Origin of the sequence: Streptomyces sp. NPDC090445, assembly GCF_044769385.1 — a bacterium.
Lineage (GTDB): Bacteria > Actinomycetota > Actinomycetes > Streptomycetales > Streptomycetaceae > Streptomyces.
Map to the genome: position 1 here is coordinate 105,664 of NZ_JBIVXV010000002.1, position 18,711 is coordinate 124,374.

Below are 18,711 nucleotides of genomic sequence, written 5' to 3' on the forward strand. Positions count from 1 at the left end.
ATCCCGGGGGGCGCCGTTTCTCCACCCACTCGCCAACACGCAGCGCAGCGCCCCGGTCACCCGGCGGCGCCGCCGCCAGACGTTTCGACTTCCCCACCCCACCCCTTCCCGAAAGCCCTCAATCGCCGGGCAGGCTCAAAACCACCCCCGCCCGCGGGCGCCGACCGGGCTCGCCCGGCCGGCACCACCCAGCCCGCCCGGCACCGTCCAGCCCGCCCGGCACCGTCCAAGCCCGGCCGGCACCACCCAGCCCGCCCGGCACCTTCCAGCCCGCCCGGCGATTGAGGGCAGAAGTGGTGAAGGGGCGGGGAGGGGGATCAGCCCCGCAGGGGAGCGGCACCCGCGGCGGCGGACGGGCGGCATCGGACCGGGGTACGGAAACGGGCCGGGCCCGGGTTCCTCGGAACCCGGGCCCGGCCCGTGAGTGCTGCCGACGGCAACGTCAGTTGTCGTCCTCGTCGATGAGGAAGCCGCGCATCGGCGACGGCGCCTGCATCGGCTGCGGCGCAGCAGGCCGCACCGGAGCCATCGGCTGCGTCATGGCCGGAGACATCTGCTGCTGCCCGCCGTACGACGGCCCGCCCATCGGCGAGGGGCCGCCCATCGGCGAGGGGCCGCCCATCGGCGAGGGGCTGCTCATCGGGGACGGGCCGCCCATGCCCATGGAGCCGGCGGGGGCCATCGACGGGGACGGCGACGGCGGCAGCGCCGGACCGGCCGGGTTCCGCGGCGGGGCCAGGGAGTCGTCGGCCTGGGTTTCGAGCTGGCGCAGCTGCGACTCCAGGTAGGACTTCAGGCGCGTACGGTACTCGCGCTCGAAGCCCCGCAGGTCCTCGACCTTGCGCTCCAGCGTGGCGCGTGCGGATTCCAGCGAGCCCATCGCGACGCGGTGCTTCTCCTGAGCGTCCCGCTCCAGCGCGTCGGCCTTGGCGCGGGCGTCCCGCTCCAGGCCCTCGGCGCGGCTGCGCGCCTCGCCGACGATCTTGTTGGCCTCGGAGCGGGCCTCCGCGATCGCCTGGTCGGCGGTCTGCTGGGCCAGGGACAGGACGCGGGCGGCGCTGTCGCCGCCGGGGCCCTGCTGCGGGAGCTGCGGCTGCTGCATGGGCTGCATCTGCTGCCCCATCGGCTGCATCTGCTGCCCCATCGGCTGCATCTGCTGCCCCATGGGCTGCATCTGCTGGCCGAGCGGGTTCTGGCCGCCCATGGACTGCTGACCACCCATGGTGCCGCCCATGGTGTGCATGGGGCCGCCCATCGGGCCGGGGCCACCGGGGCCCTGCGGGCCGCCCGGGCCGCCCATCGGGCCGGGGCCGGCCGGGAGCTGCGGCGCGCCGCCCGGCAGCTGCGGCGGGCCCATCTGCGGCGGACCCTGCTGGGCCGGCGGGCCGGATATGGCGGCGGGCACGGGACCGCCGGGGCGCTGGTCCTGCGGTTCCGGCTTGCGCATGCCCTGCTGCTGCTGGTTCTGCGCGGCGGCGCGCGTGGCTGCGGCCAGCTTGGCGCGCAGGTCCTCGTTCTCGCGCAGCAGGCGCGTCAGCTCGGCTTCGACCTCGTCGAGGAAGGCATCGACCTCGTCCTCGTCATAGCCTTCTCGGAGGCGGACGGTCGTGAACTGCTTGTTCCGCACGTCCTCGGGAGTCAGCGGCATGTCTTCTTCACCTCTACGTAGTCGTCGGCAGTCGGCAAGACCGGATCGGGACTGTCCCCGCGTGTGCGGGAAAGCTCATCGTTCACACGCTTCTCGCAGCTGTGCTCACGAAGCTGATGAGGATGTAAACGATGATCATCAGAACGAAGAAGGAGAGGTCGAGTGCCACGCCCCCGAGACGCAACGGCGGAATGAACCGCCTGAGAAGCTTGAGCGGCGGATCGGTGACAGTGTAGGTCGCCTCCAGGACGACCACCATCGCCTTGCCGGGTGTCCATGAACGTGCGAACTGGAAGACGTAGTCCATCACCAGTCGGAAGATCAGCACGATAAGGAAGCACATCAGCGCGATGTAGACCACCTGTAGTGCGACGCCCATCCCGCGCTTCCCTCTCCCCTGCTCTCACTCTCGTTCCGCCCCGTGTCTGACGGATCGGTCTAGCTTTGGTTGAAGAACCCGCCCTCCGCGATGCGGGCCTTGTCCTCCGCCGTGACATCGACGTTAGCAGGCGAGAGCAGGAACACCTTCTGTGTCACGCGTTCAATGCTGCCGTGCAATCCGAACACGAGACCGGCCGCAAAGTCGACAAGTCGCTTTGCGTCCGTGTCGTCCATCTCTGTGAGGTTCATGATCACCGGAGTGCCCTCACGGAAGTGTTCCCCGATGGTACGGGCCTCGTTGTACGTCCGGGGGTGCAGCGTCGTGATGCGGTACGGCTCCCGCTCGGAGACGACCTTGGGCATGATCACGGGGGCGTTCTTCTCCACGTTCGAGCGTTCAGGTGTGATGGATGCCACGGGGGCAATTCGCGCAGGACGTCCACTTTCGACCGGCAAGGGCGTTGGTTCCCGTTGCGGCGGGGGCTGCACGGCTCGTACCGGTTCTTCCGGTACGGGCGCTTGGTGCACGGGCTGCTGCTGGCGCCGGCGGTCCCGTTCCGGTTCCGGCTCGGGTTCGAACTCGTCGTCGGGGTCGTATCCCGGGTTGTCGTACCGGTCGTCCTCCACGAGGCCGAGGTAGACCGCCATCTTGCGCATCGCGCCGGCCATTCTCTGAGTCCTCCGCTCTGTGGTGGATCGCCGTCTCGCAGGTGTGTCGCTGTGTCACCGAAGTCACCAACTGCCCGCGATCCACGTGGTCTGTCCGCCCTCCAGCGGGAATGACCATATTTTCTGCTGTGGTCCGACTTGCTTCGCGACGTTACCCGAGCCGGGGTCTCGCGCCGAGTACCGCAGTGCCGACGCGTACATGTGTCGCACCGGCCGCAACGGCCTCTTCCAGATCTGCACTCATCCCGGCCGACACCATCGTGGCAGCCGGATGGTCCGCGCGCAGGCGGGATGACAATTCCACCAGCCGCTCGAAAGCGGCCCGTTCGCGTCCCGCGTAGGGTCCGGCCAGCGGTGCCACGGTCATCACGCCGTCGATCCGCAGTCCCGGCGCCGCGGCCACGAGGTCCGCGAGTCCGGCGAGCTGCTCGGGGGCCGCGCCGCCGCGGCTGCCGCGCTCCCCCGACTCGGCGTCGAGGGCGATCTGCACGAGGCAGCCGAGCTCCCGCCCGCTCTGCTCCGCCGCCGCGGAGAGCGCGGTGACCAGCCGGGGCCGGTCGACCGACTGCACCACATGCGCATATCCGGCAACGGAACGGGCTTTGTTGGTCTGCAACTGGCCGACGAAGTGCCAGGTGAGCGGCAGATCCGCGCAGGCCGCCGCCTTGGGGGCGGCATCCTGGTCGCGATTCTCCGCCACATGACGGACGCCCAGCTCCGCCAGCAGTCGTACGTCGCTCGCGGGATGGGTCTTGGTGACGACGATGAGCGTCACCTCGTCCCGTGCACGCCCCGCGGCGGCGCAGGCGGAGGAGATGCGCTCCTCCACCCGCGCCAGGTTCTCCGCGAGTTCCGACTTACGATCCGTCATCAACTAGTCCAACCAGACATATCCGGCAAGCCGCCCGGTCACCCGGTCGCGGCGGTACGAGAAGTGGTCCCGCGACTCCAGTGTGCAGACCGTCGAGCGGTGCCTGTTCACCACCCCCGCCTCGGCGAGCTGGGCGTGCACCCCGGCGACCACGTCGACCGCGGGGGTCCCCCAACTCGTTTCGGACCGGGCCGCCGGAACCGCCTCGGCGACCTCGTCGCGCAGGGCGGCGGGCACCTCGTAGCAGCGCCCGCAGACCGCGGGGCCGGTGCGGGCGATGATCCGCCCGGGCTCGGCCCCGAGCGCGACCATCGCCTCGACGGCGGCGGGCACCACTCCGGCGACCAGTCCGGGCCGGCCCGCGTGGGCGGCACCGGCGACCCCGGCGACGGGGTCGGCCAGCAGCACCGGAGTGCAGTCCGCGGTGAGCACCGCCAGGGCCAGGCCCCGACGGGTGGTCACCACCGCGTCCACCTCGGGTACGGCCCGGCCGGGCTCCCAGGGTCCGGGGACCACCGCGACGTCCTTGCCGTGCACCTGGTTCATCCAGACCACCAGGTCCGGTTCGATGCCCAGGGCCTTCGCCGCGATCGCCCGGTTCGCCAGAACGGCGGCCGGGTCGTCTCCGACCGCGCCGCCGAGATTGAGCTCCTCGTACGGAACGGCGCTCACCCCGCCCCACCGGTCGGTGAAGGCGAAGTGGGCGCCGCTCTCGCTGTGCTGCCCCAGGGTCACTTCAGGAAGTCCGGTACGTCCAGTTCCTCGGCCGGGCTGTCCTGGTAGGGACGGGCCGTGGGGACCTGCGGTGCGGGGGGCGCGACCTCGACCGGGGCGACCGGTTCGGCCGGGGCCGGGGGCTCCTCGCGCGGGGTCACGGTGCCGAGGCCGCCGAAGGCCGGGCGGACCGGCTCGGGGGCGCGGACCGGGGCCGGGGCCGGCTCCTCGCGCTTGGTGGAGGCGGCGCCGATGACGTTGTCGCGGCGGGCCGGGGGCTGCCCGCCGTCGAAGCCGGCGGCGATGACGGTGACCCGCACCTCGTCGCCGAGGGCGTCGTCGATGACGGCGCCGAAGATGATGTTCGCCTCGGGGTGCGCGGCCTCGCTCACCAGCTGGGCGGCCTCGTTGATCTCGAACAGGCCGAGGTCCGAGCCGCCGGAGATGGACAGCAGGACGCCGCGGGCGCCGTCGATGGAGGCCTCCAGGAGCGGCGAGGAGATCGCCATCTCGGCGGCGGCCACCGCGCGGTCGTCGCCGCGGGCCGAGCCGATGCCCATGAGGGCCGAGCCGGCTTCGGACATCACGGACTTGACGTCGGCGAAGTCGAGGTTGATCAGACCCGGGGTGGTGATGAGGTCGGTGATGCCCTGGACACCGGAGAGCAGGACCTGGTCGGCCGACTTGAAGGCGTCGAGCACGCTGACCTGGCGGTCCGAGATGGACAGCAGCCGGTCGTTGGGGATGACGATGAGGGTGTCGACCTCTTCGCGGAGCTCGGCGATGCCGTCCTCCGCCTGGTTCGCCCGGCGCCGCCCCTCGAAGGTGAACGGCCGGGTGACCACACCGATGGTCAGGGCGCCGAGCGAGCGCGCGATGTTCGCGACGACCGGGGCGCCGCCGGTTCCGGTGCCGCCGCCCTCGCCTGCGGTGACGAAGACCATGTCGGCCCCCTTGAGGACCTCCTCGATCTCCTCGCGGTGGTCCTCGGCCGCCTTGCGGCCGACTGCCGGGTTGGCTCCGGCGCCGAGACCCCGGGTGAGTTCGCGGCCGACGTCGAGCTTGACGTCGGCGTCGCTCATCAACAGGGCCTGAGCGTCCGTGTTGATGGCGATGAACTCGACGCCTTTGAGACCGACCTCGATCATCCGGTTGATGGCATTGACACCACCGCCGCCGACACCGATGACCTTGATGACTGCGAGGTAGTTCTGCGGTGCTGCCACGTCGAAGGCCTCTCGCCTCGAGTTACGTGTCGTCGCTTCGCGGGCCTGCGCTGCGACGACTGATGCCGAAATGTGGGACGGTCCGAACACGCCGACCCGAACCCTAACCCTGAAGCTTAGGGTTAAGTATGTGCCTGCTCCCTGGACTCTTCCGAACAGGACACTAAGTCGACAAGTAGCGCGTGTTCAACGAACACGCCGAACCTCCCGTTTTTCTTTTCACCCTATGTGATCACCCGTATCGGTGGCCAACCAGGGTGCGTCGCCGCGCGACCGGACGTCAACTCCCGGACACGGCAGGGGCGGTGGGAACGCTCACGTCGAAGTGGGCAGCTCCCGGCGCGGCTTTGAGCAGGGCGGTCAGCGCGCGCGCCTTCGCCTCCCCCTGCTCCCCGCTCCCCCACACCACCGAGCGGCCCCGGGTCAGCTCCAGCACGATCGAGTCGTACGAGCCCACCTTGACCTGCACGGTCTCCTTGGCGACGGCCTCCGGGAGGTCCCCGGCGACGCCCACGGCCTCGCGCAGCAGCCGCTCCCCGTCGAAGCGGCGGCCGCTCGGCGACTGCGCCGCGTTCAATTCGAGGAGCGGTACGCCGGCGGGTGCTTTCGCGACCGTGTCGAATCGCACGCCCGAAGCGTCCACTTCCACGAAGTTGGCGTCCTTTTTGATGAGCAGGACGGGTTTGCGTTCCGTCACTTTGAGACCGATCCCGCGGGGCCAGGCCCGGACCACATCGACCGAATCGACGCGGGGCAGCCGCGTGCGCACCCGCTGCCCGATCTCGTCGGTGTCCGCGGCCACGAGCGGGGAGCCCACCGGCACGGCCGCGGCGGCCAGGACCTGTTCGGGGGTCAGCACCTGCGTGCCGCTCGTGGTCACCTTCTCGATGCGGAGCCACGGGGACCCGTACAGCACCCAGCAGGCTCCGCCGGTGAGCAGCACGGCGGCCGCGGCGACGGCCACGGGCCGGCCCCGGCCGCGCAGCCGCCGGACGAGGCGGAGCACACCGGGGCGCGGTGCGGACGGGCCCTTGGCGGCCTTCGCCGACTTGGCGGACTGTGCGGCCTTCGCGGGTTTGCCGGGCTTTGCGGCCTTCGCGGGCTTGGCCGGCTTCGCCGCCTTCTGCTGCCTCGCCGGCTTCTGCTGCTTCGGCGCCCGGGGCGGCTTCGGCGAGGCGGGCGGCTTGGGGGAGCCGGAGCCCTTGCCCTTGCGGGCGGGCCGGTCGGAACCGGGTGTCCCGCGCTGTGCGGTGTTCGCTCCGGCCACTCCAGTGCCTCCTGCGTCTGCGCGGTACCGCCTCAGCGGTTCCGGTGGGCGGCGATCGCCTCGTACACCATCGCAACCAGCAGCTCGTCGGCGTCGCGGCGGCCGAACTCGGAGGCGGCGCGGGACATCTCGTACAGGCGGTGCGGGTCGGACAGCACCGGCAGGATGTTGCCGAGCACCCAGTCGGGCGTCAGCTCCGCGTCGTCGACGAGCAGGCCGCCGCCGGCCTTGACCACCGGCTGGGCGTTGAGCCGCTGTTCGCCGTTGCCGATCGGCAACGGGACGTAGACGGCGGGGAGCCCGACGGCGGAGAGTTCGGCGACGGTCATCGCGCCCGCGCGGCACAGCATCATGTCGGCGGCGGCGTACGCGAGATCCATCCGGTCCACGTACGGTACCGGGACGTAGGGCGGCATCCCGGGCATGTTGTCGACGTGCGGCATTTCGTTCTTCGGGCCGACCGCGTGCAGGATCTGGATCCCGGAGCGCTGGAGGGTCGGGGCGACCTGCTGCATGGTCTCGTTGAGGCGGCGGGCGCCCTGCGAGCCGCCGGAGACGAGCAGGGTCGGCAGGTTGGGGTCCAGGCCGAAGGCGGCGCGGGCCTCGGGGCGGGCCGCGGCGCGGTCCAGGGTGGCGATGGTGCGGCGCAGCGGGATGCCGACGTAGCGGGCGCCCCGGAGCTTGCTGTCGGGCGTGGAGACGGCGACGGCGTGGGCGTAGCGGGAGCCGATCTTGTTGGCCAGGCCGGGGCGGGCGTTGGCCTCGTGGACGATGATCGGCACGCCGAGCCGCTTGGCCGCGAGGTAGCCGGGCAGGGCCACGTAGCCGCCGAAGCCGACGACGACGTCGGCCTTGGTGCGCTCCAGGATCTCCTCGGCCGCCTTGATGGTGCCGCGCAGCCGCCCCGGGACGGTGATGAGCTCGGGGGTGGGCTTGCGGGGCAGCGGGACGGCGGGGATCAGGCCCAGCTCGTAGCCGCGCTCGGGCACGAGGCGGGTTTCGAGTCCGCGCTCCGTGCCGAGGGCGGTGATGCCCACGGAGGGGTCCTGCCTGCGCAGGGCGTCCGCGAGGGCGAGCGCGGGCTCGATGTGGCCGGCGGTCCCCCCACCGGCGAGTACGACATGCACCGAAATTCACCGCTCTCCGGACGGACGCGTCTTGACGCGCCGTCTCATCGACTTCCATCTCTGCACGGTCCGCTTCCAGCCCGACCTCGGCTGGCGCATCGCGAGCGCCGCACGCGCGGCCGGCTCCTCCCGCGCGAAGGCGATGAGCAGTCCGACCGCGAACATGGTCGGCAGCAGGGCGGAGCCTCCGTACGAGAACAGCGGGAGCGGGACTCCGGCGATCGGCAGCAGGCCGAGCACCGCACCGATGTTGATCACGGCCTGGGCCGTGATCCAGGTGGTCACGCCTCCCGCGGCATAGCGTACGAAGGAGTCCTCCGTGCGTCCGGCCACGCGGATACCCGCATAGCCTAGAGCCGCGAACAGGGCGAGTACCGACAGCGTCCCCGCCAGACCCAGTTCCTCCCCGGTGATGGCGAAGATGAAGTCGGTGTGGGCTTCCGGTAGTTGGCCCCATTTTTCCACGCTGGCCCCCAAACCGGAACCGAACCATCCGCCTGACGCGAGGGCGTAGATCCCGTGTACGGCCTGCCAGCAGAGGTCGTTTTTGCCCGGTTCGGTCGCGCCGAGGCAGGCGAGCCGGTCCATGCGGTGCGGGCTGGTCTTGATCAGCAGTGCGACGATCACACCCGCGAAGGCGAGCACGGCCACGAAGAGCCGGGTGGGGGCGCCGGCGAGCCAGAGCAGGCCGAACAGGACGGCGCCGAGGATCATGGAGGTGCCCATGTCCCCGCCGAGCATGATCAGCCCGAGGAGCAGGAAGGCCACCGGGACCAGCGGCACCAGCAGGTGCTTCCACTGGGTCAGCAGGCCCTTGTCGCCCTTGCGGGCCAGCAGGTCGGCGCCCCACAGGATCAGCGCCAGCTTGCCGAACTCGCTGGGCTGGAGCATGAACGGGCCGCCGAGGGAGATCCAGTTCTGGTTGCCGTTGATCGCCACCCCTATCCCGGGGACCTGGACCAGGACCATCAGGAACAGGGTTCCGGCGAGCACGGGGTAGGAGAGCGCCCGGTGCAGCTTGACCGGCATCCGGGAGGCGGCGAGCAGGAGGAGGGTGCCGATCAGGGCGGCGACGAACTGCTTCTTGAAGAAGTACGCGTCCCCCAGGCCCAGCTGCAGGGCCTTGATCATCGAGGCCGAGTAGACCATCACCAGGCCGAGCACGGTGATGAGCAGCGAGCTGCCGAAGATCAGGTAATACGCGGTGAGGGGCCGGTCCCAGGCCCGGCGCAGCTGCCGCTGGGTCCGCCGCAGCCGGGTCAGCGGCCCGCCCCCGGAGGGCCGCCGCGCGCCCGGTACCGGGCGCCTGCGGCCCTGCACCTTGACGGCCCGCAGGCCCTTCAGCGGGCCGGCGGCGGCCTTCCCCGCGGACGGCCGCCGCCCGGGCAGCACCTGCTTGGCCGGCATCTGGAACCTTCCCCTCCACTCGTACGCGGCGAGCAGCCGCCCGATCGGGGAGGTCCTCCTGCCCGGCCTAGGCGCTTTCGGCGGCCAGTTCGCGCACCGCGTCCGCGAAGGCGTCCCCGCGCTTGTTGTAGTTCGCGAACATGTCCATCGACGCACAGGCGGGCGCCAGCAGGACCGTGTCCCCGGGTTCGGCGAGCCGGGCCGCCTCCCGCACCGCCGCGAGCATCGCCCCAGTGTCGGTCCGGCCGAGGTCGACGACCGGGACATCGGGGGCGTGTCGCGCCAGCGCCTCGGCGATGAGCGCCCGGTCGGCGCCGATCAGCACCGCGCCGCGCAGCCGCTTGGCCGACTTCTGCACGAGCTCGTCGAAGGTCGCGCCCTTGGCCAGGCCGCCCGCGATCCACACGACGGGCTCGTACGCGGCCAGGGAGGCCTCGGCGGCGTGCGTGTTGGTGGCCTTGGAGTCGTCGATGTACGCGACCCCGGCGACCTCGTCCACGAACGCGACCCGGTGCGCGTCCGGGCGGAAGTCGCGCAGCCCGTCGCGGACCGCGCGCGGCGGGACGCCGAAGGCGCGGGCCAGGGCCGCCGCGGCGAGCGCGTTGGCGATGTTGTGCGGGGCCGGCGGGGTGACGTCCGAGACCTCGGCGAGCTCCTGGGCGTTCTTCTGCCGGTTCTCGACGAAGGCGCGGTCGACGAGGATCCCGTCGACGACGCCGAGCATGGAGGGGCCGGGGGAGCCGAGGGTGAAGCCGACGGCGCGGCAGCCCTCCACGACGTCGGCCTCCTCGACGAGCCGCTCGGTGGCGGGGTCGGCGACGTTGTAGACGCAGGCGACGGTGTTGCCCTCGTAGATGCGGCCCTTGTCGGCGGCGTAGGCCTCCATCGAGCCGTGCCAGTCGAGGTGGTCCGGGGCCAGGTTGAGCACGGCCGCCGAGTGGGCGCGCACGGAGGGCGCCCAGTGCAGCTGGTAGCTGGAGAGCTCGACGGCGAGGACGTCGTACTCCTCCTCGCCGAGCACCACGTCGATGATCGGGGTGCCGATGTTGCCGACGGCTGCGGTCTTCAGGCCGGCGGCCTTCAGGATCGAGGCGAGCATCTGGGTCGTGGTGGTCTTGCCGTTCGTCCCGGTGATCGCGAGCCACGGGGCGGGCGTGCGTCCGGGCCGGGACCCGCGCAGCTGCCAGGCGATCTCCACGTCGCCGACGACGTCGACGCCGGCCGCCGCCGCGGCGGCGAACAGCGGGCTGTCCGGCTTCCAGCCGGGCGAGGTGACGACGAGGTCGGTGCCCTCGGGCAGCGTCTCGGCGTCGCCGAGGCGGACGGAGACGCCCAGGTCCGCGAGTTCGGCGGCCTTGGCGCGGTGGCCCTCGCCGTCGCCGCCGTCGACGACGGTCACCGAAGCGCCGAGGCCGGCCAGGGCGCGGGCGGCGCTGATGCCGCTCACGCCGAGACCGGCGACGGTGATGTTCTTGCCCTGCCAGGAGGTCACTTGTCGGCTGCCCATCCAGCGTAGAAGAGTCCGAGTCCGACGATCACGCACATGCCCTGGATGATCCAGAAGCGGACCACCACGAGTACTTCGGACCAGCCCTTGAGTTCGAAGTGGTGCTGCAGCGGGGCCATCCGGAAGACGCGCTTCCCGGTCAGACGGAACGAGCCGACCTGGATGACCACCGAGAAGGTGATGAGCACGAAGAGGCCGCCGAGGAGGGCGATCAGGAACTCCGTGCGGGAGCAGATCGCCAGACCGGCGAGCGCGCCGCCGAGGGCCAGCGAGCCGGTGTCGCCCATGAAGATCTTGGCGGGCGAGGTGTTCCACCACAGGAAGCCGAAGCAGGCTCCCATGAGGGCCGAGGCGACGACCGCGAGGTCGAGTGGGTCGCGCACCTCGAAGCAGGCGTTCGGGTTGGTCAGGGTCTGCGCGTTGGCGCAGGACTCCTGGAACTGCCAGACGCCGATGAACGTGTAGGCGCCGAAGACCATCACGGCGGCGCCGGTGGCCAGGCCGTCAAGACCGTCCGTCAGGTTCACGCCGTTGGACATGGCCAGGATCATGAACAGCGCCCAGACCACGAACAGGACGGGGCCGATCGACCAGCCGAAGTCGTTGACGAACGACAGCTTCATGGAGGCCGGGGCGAGCCCGCGGGCGTCCTTGAACTGCAGTGCCAGCACGGCGAAGGCGACGCCGACGATCAGCTGGCCGGCCATCTTGGCCTTGGCCCGCAGGCCGAGCGAGCGCCGCTTGACGATCTTGATGTAGTCGTCGAGGTAGCCGACGAGGCCCATGCCTGCCATCAGGAACAGCACGAGCACGCCGGAGAGCGACGGCGACGCGCCGGTCAGCACCTTCGTCAGGGCGTACGCGATGAGCGTGGCCAGGATGAAGGAGATGCCGCCCATGGTGGGCGTGCCCTTCTTCCCGAGGTGGCCGCGGGGGCCGTCGTCGCGGATGAACTGGCCGTAGCCCTTGCGGGCCAGCAGCTTGATCAGCAGCGGGGTGCCGATGACGGTGAGGAACATACCGATGACACCCGCGAACAGGATCTGCCTCATCGGCCGGCGACCTCGCCCTCGGCGCCGTCGAGCAGCGCCTGCGCGACCCGCTCCAGGCCGATCGACCTGGAAGCCTTCACCAGCACGACGTCACCCGGGCGCAGTTCACTGCGCAACAGGTCGATCGCCGCCTGCGCGTCGGACACGAGCACCGACTCCTCACCCCACGAACCCTCGTTATAGGCGCCCAGTTGCAGCCAGGACGCTTCCCTGCCCCCGACTGCGACGAGCTTGCTCACGTTGAGCCGGACGGCAAGCCGTCCCACCGCGTCGTGCTCGGCCAGCGCGGCGTCACCGAGCTCGGCCATGGGACCGAGCACCGCCCACGTACGCCCCCCGTTCGCCCTGGCGGAGCCGCCCATGGCGGCCAGCGCGCGCAGTGCGGCCCTCATGGACTCGGGGTTCGCGTTGTAGGCGTCGTTGACAACCGTGACGCCGTCCGCTCGCTCGGTGACCTCCATCCGCCACCGGGACAAGGTGCCCGCCCCGGAGAGCGCGGTGGCGATCTCGTCGACGGACATGCCCAGCACGTGGGCGACGGCGGCCGCGGCAAGCGCGTTCGACACGTGGTGCTCACCGTACAGGCGCAAGGTCACTTCGCCGCACCCGGTGGGGGTGTGAAGTGTGAAGGCGGGCTGTCCGGCCGGTGTCATCCGGACTTCCGAAGCCCGTACGTCGGCGTCCTCGGCCTCGCCGAAGAGCAGCGAACGGGCCCGGGTGCGGGCGGACATGGCCCGGACCAGGGGGTCGTCGGCGTTGAGGACGGCGACTCCGCCGTCGGCCGCGGCGGGCAGGGCCTCGACCAGCTCGCCCTTGGCGACGGCGATCTGCTCGCGGCCGCCGAACTCGCCGATGTGGGCGGTGCCGACGTTGAGCACGACGCCGATGCGCGGCGGGGTCAGGCCGGTGAGGTAGGCGATGTGCCCGATGCCGCGGGCGCCCATCTCCAGCACCAGGTGCCGGGTCTCCGCGGTGGCGCGGAGCGCGGTGAGCGGCAGGCCGATCTCGTTGTTCAGGGAGCCGGGGGTCCACACGGTGGGGGCGTGGGCCTGGAGCACCTGGGCGATGAGGTCCTTGGTGGAGGTCTTGCCGGCGGAGCCGGTCAGGGCCACCACGTCGGTGCCGAGACGCTGTACGACGGCCCGGGCGAGGGCGCCGAGCGCCTTCTCGACGTCGGGGACGACGATCGCGGGGACGCCGACGGGCCGGGCGGCGAGGACGGCCGCCGCACCGGAGTCGACGGCCCCCTTCGCGTAGTCGTGGCCGTCGACGTGCTCGCCGTCGAAGGCGGCGAACAGGCTGCCGGCCTCCACCTGGCGGGAGTCGATGACGACGGGCCCGGTGATCCGCACGGACGGATCCGGTATGTCGTGGGGCCGCCCGCCGGTGATGTCGGCGATCTCGGCGAGGGAAAGGGCGATCACTGGTTCACCTCGGCCTCGGGGACGCATCCGTCGTGCTGCCGCGCGGCGCGGTCGCGCGCGGCCTGTGCCTCGATCGCGGCGCGGAGCACCGCGCGGTCGTCGAAGGGCCGGACGACACCCGCGGTGTCCTGGCCCTGCTCGTGGCCCTTGCCGGCGACCAGCACGGTGTCGCCGGGTTCGGCGCGCGCGACGGCGGCGGCGATGGCCGCGGCCCGGTCGGCGTCGACGAGGACCCGGCCGCGCTCCCCGGCGGGGACGGAGGCGGCGCCCTCGAACATCGCGGCGAGGATCTTCAGGGGGTCCTCGGAGCGCGGGTTGTCGGAGGTCAGCACGGCGGTGTCGGCGAACCGGGCCGCCGCGGCGCCCATCGGGCCGCGCTTGGTGGTGTCGCGGTCGCCGCCGCAGCCGAGGACGATGTGCAGCCGGCCGGCGGTGACCTCGCGCAGCGCCCGCAGCACGGATTCGACGGCGTCGGTCTTGTGCGCGTAGTCGACGACGGCGAGGTACGGCTGTCCCGCGTCGACCCGCTCCAGGCGGCCGGGGACGCCGGGGACCGCGGCGACGCCGTCGGCGGCGGTCTGCGGGTCGAGGCCGGCGGCGGCGAGGGTGGCGATCGCGGCGACGGTGTTGGCGACGTTGAACGGGCCGGGCAGCGGGGCCTTGGCCGACACGCGCTCCCCGTTCGGGCCGAGCACGGTCAGCGTGGAGTCCATGTGCCCGAAGACGACGTCCTCGGCGCGCCAGTCGGCGCCCGGGTCGCCTGCGGCGGAGAAGGTCACGACCGGGATCGCGGACTCCTTGGCCAGGCGGCGGCCGTACTCGTCGTCGACGTTGACCACGCCCAGGCGGGCGCGGCGCTCGGTGAAGAGCTGGGCCTTGGCCTGGAAGTAGTCCTCCATGTCGGAGTGGAACTCCATGTGCTCCGGGCTCAGGTTGTTGAAGACGGCGACGTCGAAGACGCAGCCGTCGACCCGGCCGAGCACGAGGGCGTGGCTGGAGACCTCCATGGCGACGGCGTCGACGCCGCGTTCGCGCATGACGGCGAACAGGGCCTGGAGGTCGGTGGCCTCGGGGGTGGTCCGCTCGGACTTGATGCGCTCGTCGCCGATGCGCATCTCGACGGTGCCGACGAGCCCGGTGGCCCGGCCCGCTCCGCGCAGGCCGGCCTCGACGAGGTAGGCCGTGGTGGTCTTGCCGGAGGTGCCGGTGATGCCGATCTGCAGCAGGCCCTCGCCGGGGCGGCCGTAGATCGCGGCGGCGAGCTCTCCCATCCGGCCGCGGGGGTCCGCGACGGCGAGCACCGGCAGGCCGGTCGCGGCGGCGCGCTCGGCGCCGGCCGGGTCGGTCAGCACGGCCGCGGCGCCGAGGGCGGCCGCCTGGGCCGCGAAGTCGGCGCCGTGCAGCCGGGCGCCGGGCAGGGCCGCGTACAGGTCACCGGGGCGCACGGCACGGGAGTCGTGCGTGATCCCGGTGATCAGCGGGCCCGACGGCTCGGGCGCGACCTCGGGGTCGACCAGGGCCGCGAGCTCCGTGAACGGGGTCGGGCGGACGGTCGCGGGCCTCGGCGCGCCCGGCGGCGTTGCCGGGGCGTCTTGCTCGGTGGTTCTGGGCTGATCAGCGTGGGGCACGGCGGTGAGCGTACCGGGCGGGGCGGGCCGGTCGCGAAGTGAGGGCCCGCCCGGGACGGGGCCGGAGGTCTGGTTCCCGGGTTTCGGGGTGATCGTTGTCACTGGTGGTGCCTCACGGATCTGCTGGACGGGACGGGCGGGCGGACGGGTCACCGGCCGGGCTGCGGGGAGCTCTGGGGGGCCGCCTGGGGGCCGGGTTCGTAGGTGACGGGGAGGCCGGCGGGGGCGCTGCCGGTGGGGGCGACCTGGAGGGTCTTGAGGGCGAACTCCATGACCTTCTTGTAGATGGGTCCGCAGATCTGGCCGCCGAAGTAGCTGCCCTTGGTGGGGTTCTGGATGGCGCAGTAGACGGTGATGCGGGGGTTGTCGGCGGGGGCGAACCCGGCGAAGGAGGCGGTGTAGCCCTTGTAGCGGCCGGTGGCCGGATCCACCCGGTTGGACGTGCCCGTCTTGCCGCCGACGCGGTAGCCGGGGATGCGGGCCTTGGTGCCGGTGCCCTCCTGGTCGTCGACGACGGACTCCAGCATCTCGGAGAGGGTCCTGGCGGTCTCCCTGCTGATCACGCGGGTCTGCTCGGGGGCCGGGGCGGGGGTGAAGCGGCCGTCGGGGCCCTTGGTGCCGCGGACCAGGGTGGGCTCGATCCGGACGCCCCCGTTGGCGACGGTGGAGTACACGGAGGCCGCCTGCATGGCGTTGAGGGACAGGCCCTGGCCGAAGGGGATCGTGTACTGCTGGGAGGTCGACCAGGCCTCGGGGCGGGCGAGGATGCCGCGGGACTCGCCCGGGTAGTTCAGCCCGGTCGGCTGCCCGATGCCGAACTTGGTCAGGTAGGAGTGGAGCACCCGGTTGGCGTCGGGCTGGGTGGGGCCGAGCTGGCCGGTGGCCAGGATGGTGCCGATGTTGGAGGACTTGGCGAGGACCCCGTTGAGGGTCAGGTACCAGGTCGGGTGGTCGATGTCGTCCTTGAACAGCCGGTCGCCGCGGTGGAGCCGGTTGGGGACCTCGACGCGGGTGTCGGGGGCGGCCTTCTTCTCCTCCAGTACGGCGGCCATGGAGATGACCTTGGCGGTGGAGCCGGGCTCGTAGACGTCCTGGAGGGCCGCGTTGCCCATGGCCGCGGAGCTGGCCCGGCTGAGGTCGTTGGGGTCGAAGCCGGGCGCGTTGGCCATGGCCAGCACCTCGCCGGTGCGGGTGTCCTGGACGATGACGTAGCCGCGGTCGGCCTCGGACTTCTGGACCTGCTCGGTGATGGCGCTCTGCGCCGCCCACTGGATGTCCCGGTCGATGGTCAGCTCGACGTCCTCGCCGGGCACGGCCGGCTTCTCGCTGGACCCGGCGGTGGGGACGCGGCGGCCGCCGGACTGGGCGTAGGTGATCGTGCCGTCCTTGCCGGACAGCTTCCGGTCGAGGGCCGACTCCAGGCCGCCGGCTCCCTTGCCCTCGGCGTTGACGTAGCCCAGTATCCCGGCGGCCAGGTCCCCGCCCGGGTACACGCGCTTGCTGCTGTCCTCGTTGAACACGCCGGCCAGCACGTTGGCGCCGGGGCCGTTGTTCCGCTTGTCGGCGGTGGCCTTCTCGGCGAAGACCCGTTTGAGGTCCTTGATCTGGTTCCAGACCTGGGGGGTCTGGCGGCGGGCGAGGACGACGTAGCGGGTGTTCTTGGTCTTCAGCCGGGCGGTGAGTTCCTTGGCGTCGGCGCTCAGGATGGGCGCGAGGAGGGCGGCAGCCTGCTCGGGGGCGTCGGGGGCCTTGCTCTCCTGCGGGGTGAACATCTGGGGGTCGGCGGTGATGTCGTACGCGTCGACGCTGATGGCGAGGGCGACGCCCTTGCGGTCGGTGATCTCACCGCGCTCGGCGGCCAGGGTGATGCTGGCGAAGCGGTTCTCGGAGGCCTTGGCGGAGTACGTGGCGGCGTCCACGGCCTGCACCTGCAGCAGCCGTACGACGAAGGCCAGCATCACGAGCGTCAGCCCGACGCCGACCAGGCGCAGCCGGGGCCGCGGGCTGCCGAGCCGGATCGTGTGCGGGGCGCGGGCGGCGGGGGGCCTGCGGGTCGCGGGGCGGGCCGCGGGCCGCGGCCGGCCGCCCGTGCCGGCGGGGCGGGGCCGCCCGGGTCCGGGCACCCGCCGCCGCGGGGTGTCCTGCGGGTTCACCCGGCCACCTCCGGGCGGTGCCGCTCCGGCGCGCCTGCGTGCGCCCCCGCCCGGGGGGCCGGCCCTTCGGCGGCGGGGGTGCCGGCGGCTGTGGCGCGGGGGCGGGGAGGGGGTGGGGCGGGGAGGGGGCCCGGAGGGGTCCGCGTCACGACGTCACCTGCCTGGGTTGGGGGTGGGCTGGGGTCCTGGCTGCGGGGAGGACGCCGCCGGGCCCGGCACGGCAGGGGCGTTCGGCGGGGGCGGGCTCTGCGGCGGCGCCCCGGTCGGCGCCGACGGGGTCCCGGACGCGGCGGGGAGCGCGGCCGGGGGCGAAGCGGGGGGCGGGGCGGCCGGGGTCGGGGACTCCGCGACGGCGGCGGTGCCGGTGACCTTGCCGTCCGGGCCGACGAAGGCGGGGCTGCCGCCGGGGACCATGCCCAGCTCCTGGGCGCGCCGCTGCAGCGCGTCGGGCGCCGAGTAGGCGTCGACGTCCCGCTGGAGGGCCTGCTCCTCGTCGGTCAGCGCGGTGGTCTCCTTCTTCAGCCGGGACAGCTGGAAGGAGCCCTCGTTCAGGGCGGAGTTCAGCAGCAGCAGGCTGATCAGCCCGCCGGCGAGCAGCGCCACCACGAGCAGGACGAACGGCGTGCGCGCCGCCTGTCCCGCCGCGGGGCCGCGCAGTCGCCCCGGTCCCGCCGGCCCGGCCCCGCCCCTGCTCACAGGTTCGCCTCCCGGATCCGCTCCACTCCGCGGAAGCGGGCCGGGGCGGCCCGCCGGTTCTCGGCGATCTCCTCCTCGGTGGGCAGCTCGGCGCCGCGGGTGAGGAGCTTCAGCTTCGGCAGGTACTTCTCGGGGACCACGGGCAGGCCCGGCGGGGCGGTGGAGGCGGCTCCGGCGGCGAAGACCTGCTTGACGAGGCGGTCCTCCAGGGAGTGGTAGGAGAGCACCGCGATGCGGCCGCCGACGGCGATGCGGTCCACGGCGGACGGGATGGCCCGCTCCAGGACCGACAGCTCGCCGTTGACCTCGATGCGCAGGGCCTGGAAGGTCCGCTTGGCCGGGTTGCCGCCGGTGCGCTTGGCCGCCTGCGGCAGGGCATCGCGGATCAGCTCGACCAGCCGGGCGCTGTTGCCGAACGGCTCCTTCGCGCGCTCGCGGACGATCGCCGAGACGATCCGCTTGGCCTGCTTCTCCTCGCCGTACTGGCGCAGGATCCGTACGAGCTCGCCCGGCGGGTAGGTGTTGAGGACCTCGGCGGCGCTGATGCCGGTCGTCTGGTCCATGCGCATGTCCAGCGGCGCGTCCTGGGCGTACGCGAACCCGCGGTCGGCCTCGTCGAGCTGCATGGAGGAGACGCCCAGGTCGAAGAGGACGCCCTGGACGGCGGGGATGCCGAGGCGGTCCAGTACGTCGGGCAGCTCGTCGTAGACGGCGTGGACGAGGGTGGCCCGGTCCCCGAAGGGGGCGAGCCGCTCGCCGGAGAGGCGCAGGGCCTCCTTGTCACGGTCGAGGCCGATCAGGCGGGCCTCGGGGAATCGGGTCAGCAGGGCCTCGCTGTGGCCTCCGAGGCCGAGGGTGCAGTCGACGACGACGGCCCCCGGCTTCTGGAGCGCCGGGGCCAACAGGTCCAGGCAGCGCTGGAGCATGACCGGGACGTGTCG

At 72.5% G+C, this 18,711-nt stretch carries 16 protein-coding genes; all 16 read right to left on the reverse strand.

Translation table 11 applies throughout. The features are described 5' to 3' along the window. Positions 1 to 442: 442 nt before the first annotated feature. Positions 443 to 1,648, reverse strand: coding sequence for a DivIVA domain-containing protein (locus tag ACIQUT_RS05195; RefSeq protein ID WP_403559607.1), 1,206 nt, complete (start codon positions 1,646 to 1,648; stop codon positions 443 to 445). 82 nt (positions 1,649 to 1,730) lie between these two features. Then, on the reverse strand, positions 1,731 to 2,027 hold the full coding sequence (locus tag ACIQUT_RS05200; RefSeq protein WP_030155988.1) for a YggT family protein: 297 nt from the start codon (positions 2,025 to 2,027) through the stop codon (positions 1,731 to 1,733). 59 nt (positions 2,028 to 2,086) lie between these two features. Further along, on the reverse strand, positions 2,087 to 2,698 hold the full coding sequence (locus ACIQUT_RS05205) for a cell division protein SepF (protein WP_179176300.1): 612 nt from the start codon (positions 2,696 to 2,698) through the stop codon (positions 2,087 to 2,089). A gap of 151 nt (positions 2,699 to 2,849) precedes the next feature. Then, positions 2,850 to 3,569, reverse strand: coding sequence for a YggS family pyridoxal phosphate-dependent enzyme (locus ACIQUT_RS05210; RefSeq protein ID WP_403559610.1), 720 nt, complete (start codon positions 3,567 to 3,569; stop codon positions 2,850 to 2,852). A 3-nt stretch (positions 3,570 to 3,572) separates the two neighbouring features. Then, complete coding sequence (pgeF, locus tag ACIQUT_RS05215) at positions 3,573 to 4,304, reverse strand: peptidoglycan editing factor PgeF (protein WP_403559612.1); 732 nt, start codon at positions 4,302 to 4,304, stop codon at positions 3,573 to 3,575. Continuing rightward, entirely contained in the window at positions 4,301 to 5,509 is a 1,209-nt protein-coding gene (gene ftsZ / locus ACIQUT_RS05220) for a cell division protein FtsZ (RefSeq protein WP_403559615.1), read from the reverse strand. The genes pgeF and ftsZ overlap by 4 nt, the downstream gene beginning before the upstream one ends. Positions 5,510 to 5,789: 280 nt before the next feature. Further along, entirely contained in the window at positions 5,790 to 6,494 is a 705-nt protein-coding gene (locus ACIQUT_RS05225; protein WP_403560579.1) for a cell division protein FtsQ/DivIB, read from the reverse strand. 314 nt (positions 6,495 to 6,808) lie between these two features. Beyond that, on the reverse strand, positions 6,809 to 7,903 hold the full coding sequence (gene murG, locus ACIQUT_RS05230; protein WP_403559618.1) for an undecaprenyldiphospho-muramoylpentapeptide beta-N-acetylglucosaminyltransferase: 1,095 nt from the start codon (positions 7,901 to 7,903) through the stop codon (positions 6,809 to 6,811). 6 nt (positions 7,904 to 7,909) lie between these two features. Next, complete coding sequence (gene ftsW / locus ACIQUT_RS05235) at positions 7,910 to 9,310, reverse strand: putative lipid II flippase FtsW (RefSeq protein WP_403559620.1); 1,401 nt, start codon at positions 9,308 to 9,310, stop codon at positions 7,910 to 7,912. Positions 9,311 to 9,377: 67 nt separating this feature from the next. Beyond that, positions 9,378 to 10,817 (reverse strand): UDP-N-acetylmuramoyl-L-alanine--D-glutamate ligase, encoded by a 1,440-nt coding sequence (gene murD / locus ACIQUT_RS05240; protein ID WP_403559622.1) that lies wholly within the window; start codon positions 10,815 to 10,817, stop codon positions 9,378 to 9,380. Then, positions 10,799 to 11,869, reverse strand: coding sequence for a phospho-N-acetylmuramoyl-pentapeptide-transferase (gene mraY / locus ACIQUT_RS05245; protein ID WP_403559624.1), 1,071 nt, complete (start codon positions 11,867 to 11,869; stop codon positions 10,799 to 10,801). Before mraY ends, murD begins: the two co-directional genes overlap by 19 nt. Beyond that, positions 11,866 to 13,293 (reverse strand): UDP-N-acetylmuramoyl-tripeptide--D-alanyl-D-alanine ligase, encoded by a 1,428-nt coding sequence (gene murF, locus ACIQUT_RS05250; protein WP_403559626.1) that lies wholly within the window; start codon positions 13,291 to 13,293, stop codon positions 11,866 to 11,868. The genes mraY and murF overlap by 4 nt, the downstream gene beginning before the upstream one ends. Next, positions 13,290 to 15,023 carry a UDP-N-acetylmuramoyl-L-alanyl-D-glutamate--2,6-diaminopimelate ligase gene (locus ACIQUT_RS05255; RefSeq protein WP_403559628.1) on the reverse strand — a complete coding sequence of 578 codons (1,734 nt, stop codon included), beginning with the start codon at positions 15,021 to 15,023 and terminating at the stop codon, positions 13,290 to 13,292. The genes murF and ACIQUT_RS05255 overlap by 4 nt, the downstream gene beginning before the upstream one ends. 47 nt (positions 15,024 to 15,070) lie before the next feature. Beyond that, entirely contained in the window at positions 15,071 to 17,074 is a 2,004-nt protein-coding gene (locus tag ACIQUT_RS05260; protein ID WP_403559630.1) for a peptidoglycan D,D-transpeptidase FtsI family protein, read from the reverse strand. Between the two features lie 153 nt (positions 17,075 to 17,227). Next, complete coding sequence (locus tag ACIQUT_RS05265) at positions 17,228 to 17,770, reverse strand: hypothetical protein (RefSeq protein WP_403559632.1); 543 nt, start codon at positions 17,768 to 17,770, stop codon at positions 17,228 to 17,230. Beyond that, positions 17,767 to 18,696 (reverse strand): 16S rRNA (cytosine(1402)-N(4))-methyltransferase RsmH, encoded by a 930-nt coding sequence (rsmH, locus tag ACIQUT_RS05270; protein WP_403560581.1) that lies wholly within the window; start codon positions 18,694 to 18,696, stop codon positions 17,767 to 17,769. Before rsmH ends, ACIQUT_RS05265 begins: the two co-directional genes overlap by 4 nt. Between the last annotated feature and the right edge of the window lie 15 nt (positions 18,697 to 18,711).

What these genes read in the sequence shown, in the direction of transcription:
- ACIQUT_RS05195 (WP_403559607.1), bottom strand. Translation starts at nt 1,648, where the DNA reads ATGCCGCTGACTCCCGAGGACGTGCGGAACAAGCAGTTCACGACCGTC.
- ACIQUT_RS05200 (WP_030155988.1), bottom strand. Translation starts at nt 2,027, where the DNA reads ATGGGCGTCGCACTACAGGTGGTCTACATCGCGCTGATGTGCTTCCTT.
- ACIQUT_RS05205 (WP_179176300.1), bottom strand. Translation starts at nt 2,698, where the DNA reads ATGGCCGGCGCGATGCGCAAGATGGCGGTCTACCTCGGCCTCGTGGAG.
- ACIQUT_RS05210 (WP_403559610.1), bottom strand. Translation starts at nt 3,569, where the DNA reads ATGACGGATCGTAAGTCGGAACTCGCGGAGAACCTGGCGCGGGTGGAG.
- ftsW (WP_403559620.1), bottom strand. Translation starts at nt 9,310, where the DNA reads ATGCCGGCCAAGCAGGTGCTGCCCGGGCGGCGGCCGTCCGCGGGGAAG.
- murD (WP_403559622.1), bottom strand. Translation starts at nt 10,817, where the DNA reads ATGGGCAGCCGACAAGTGACCTCCTGGCAGGGCAAGAACATCACCGTC.
- mraY (WP_403559624.1), bottom strand. Translation starts at nt 11,869, where the DNA reads ATGAGGCAGATCCTGTTCGCGGGTGTCATCGGTATGTTCCTCACCGTC.
- rsmH (WP_403560581.1), bottom strand. Translation starts at nt 18,696, where the DNA reads ATGCTCCAGCGCTGCCTGGACCTGTTGGCCCCGGCGCTCCAGAAGCCG.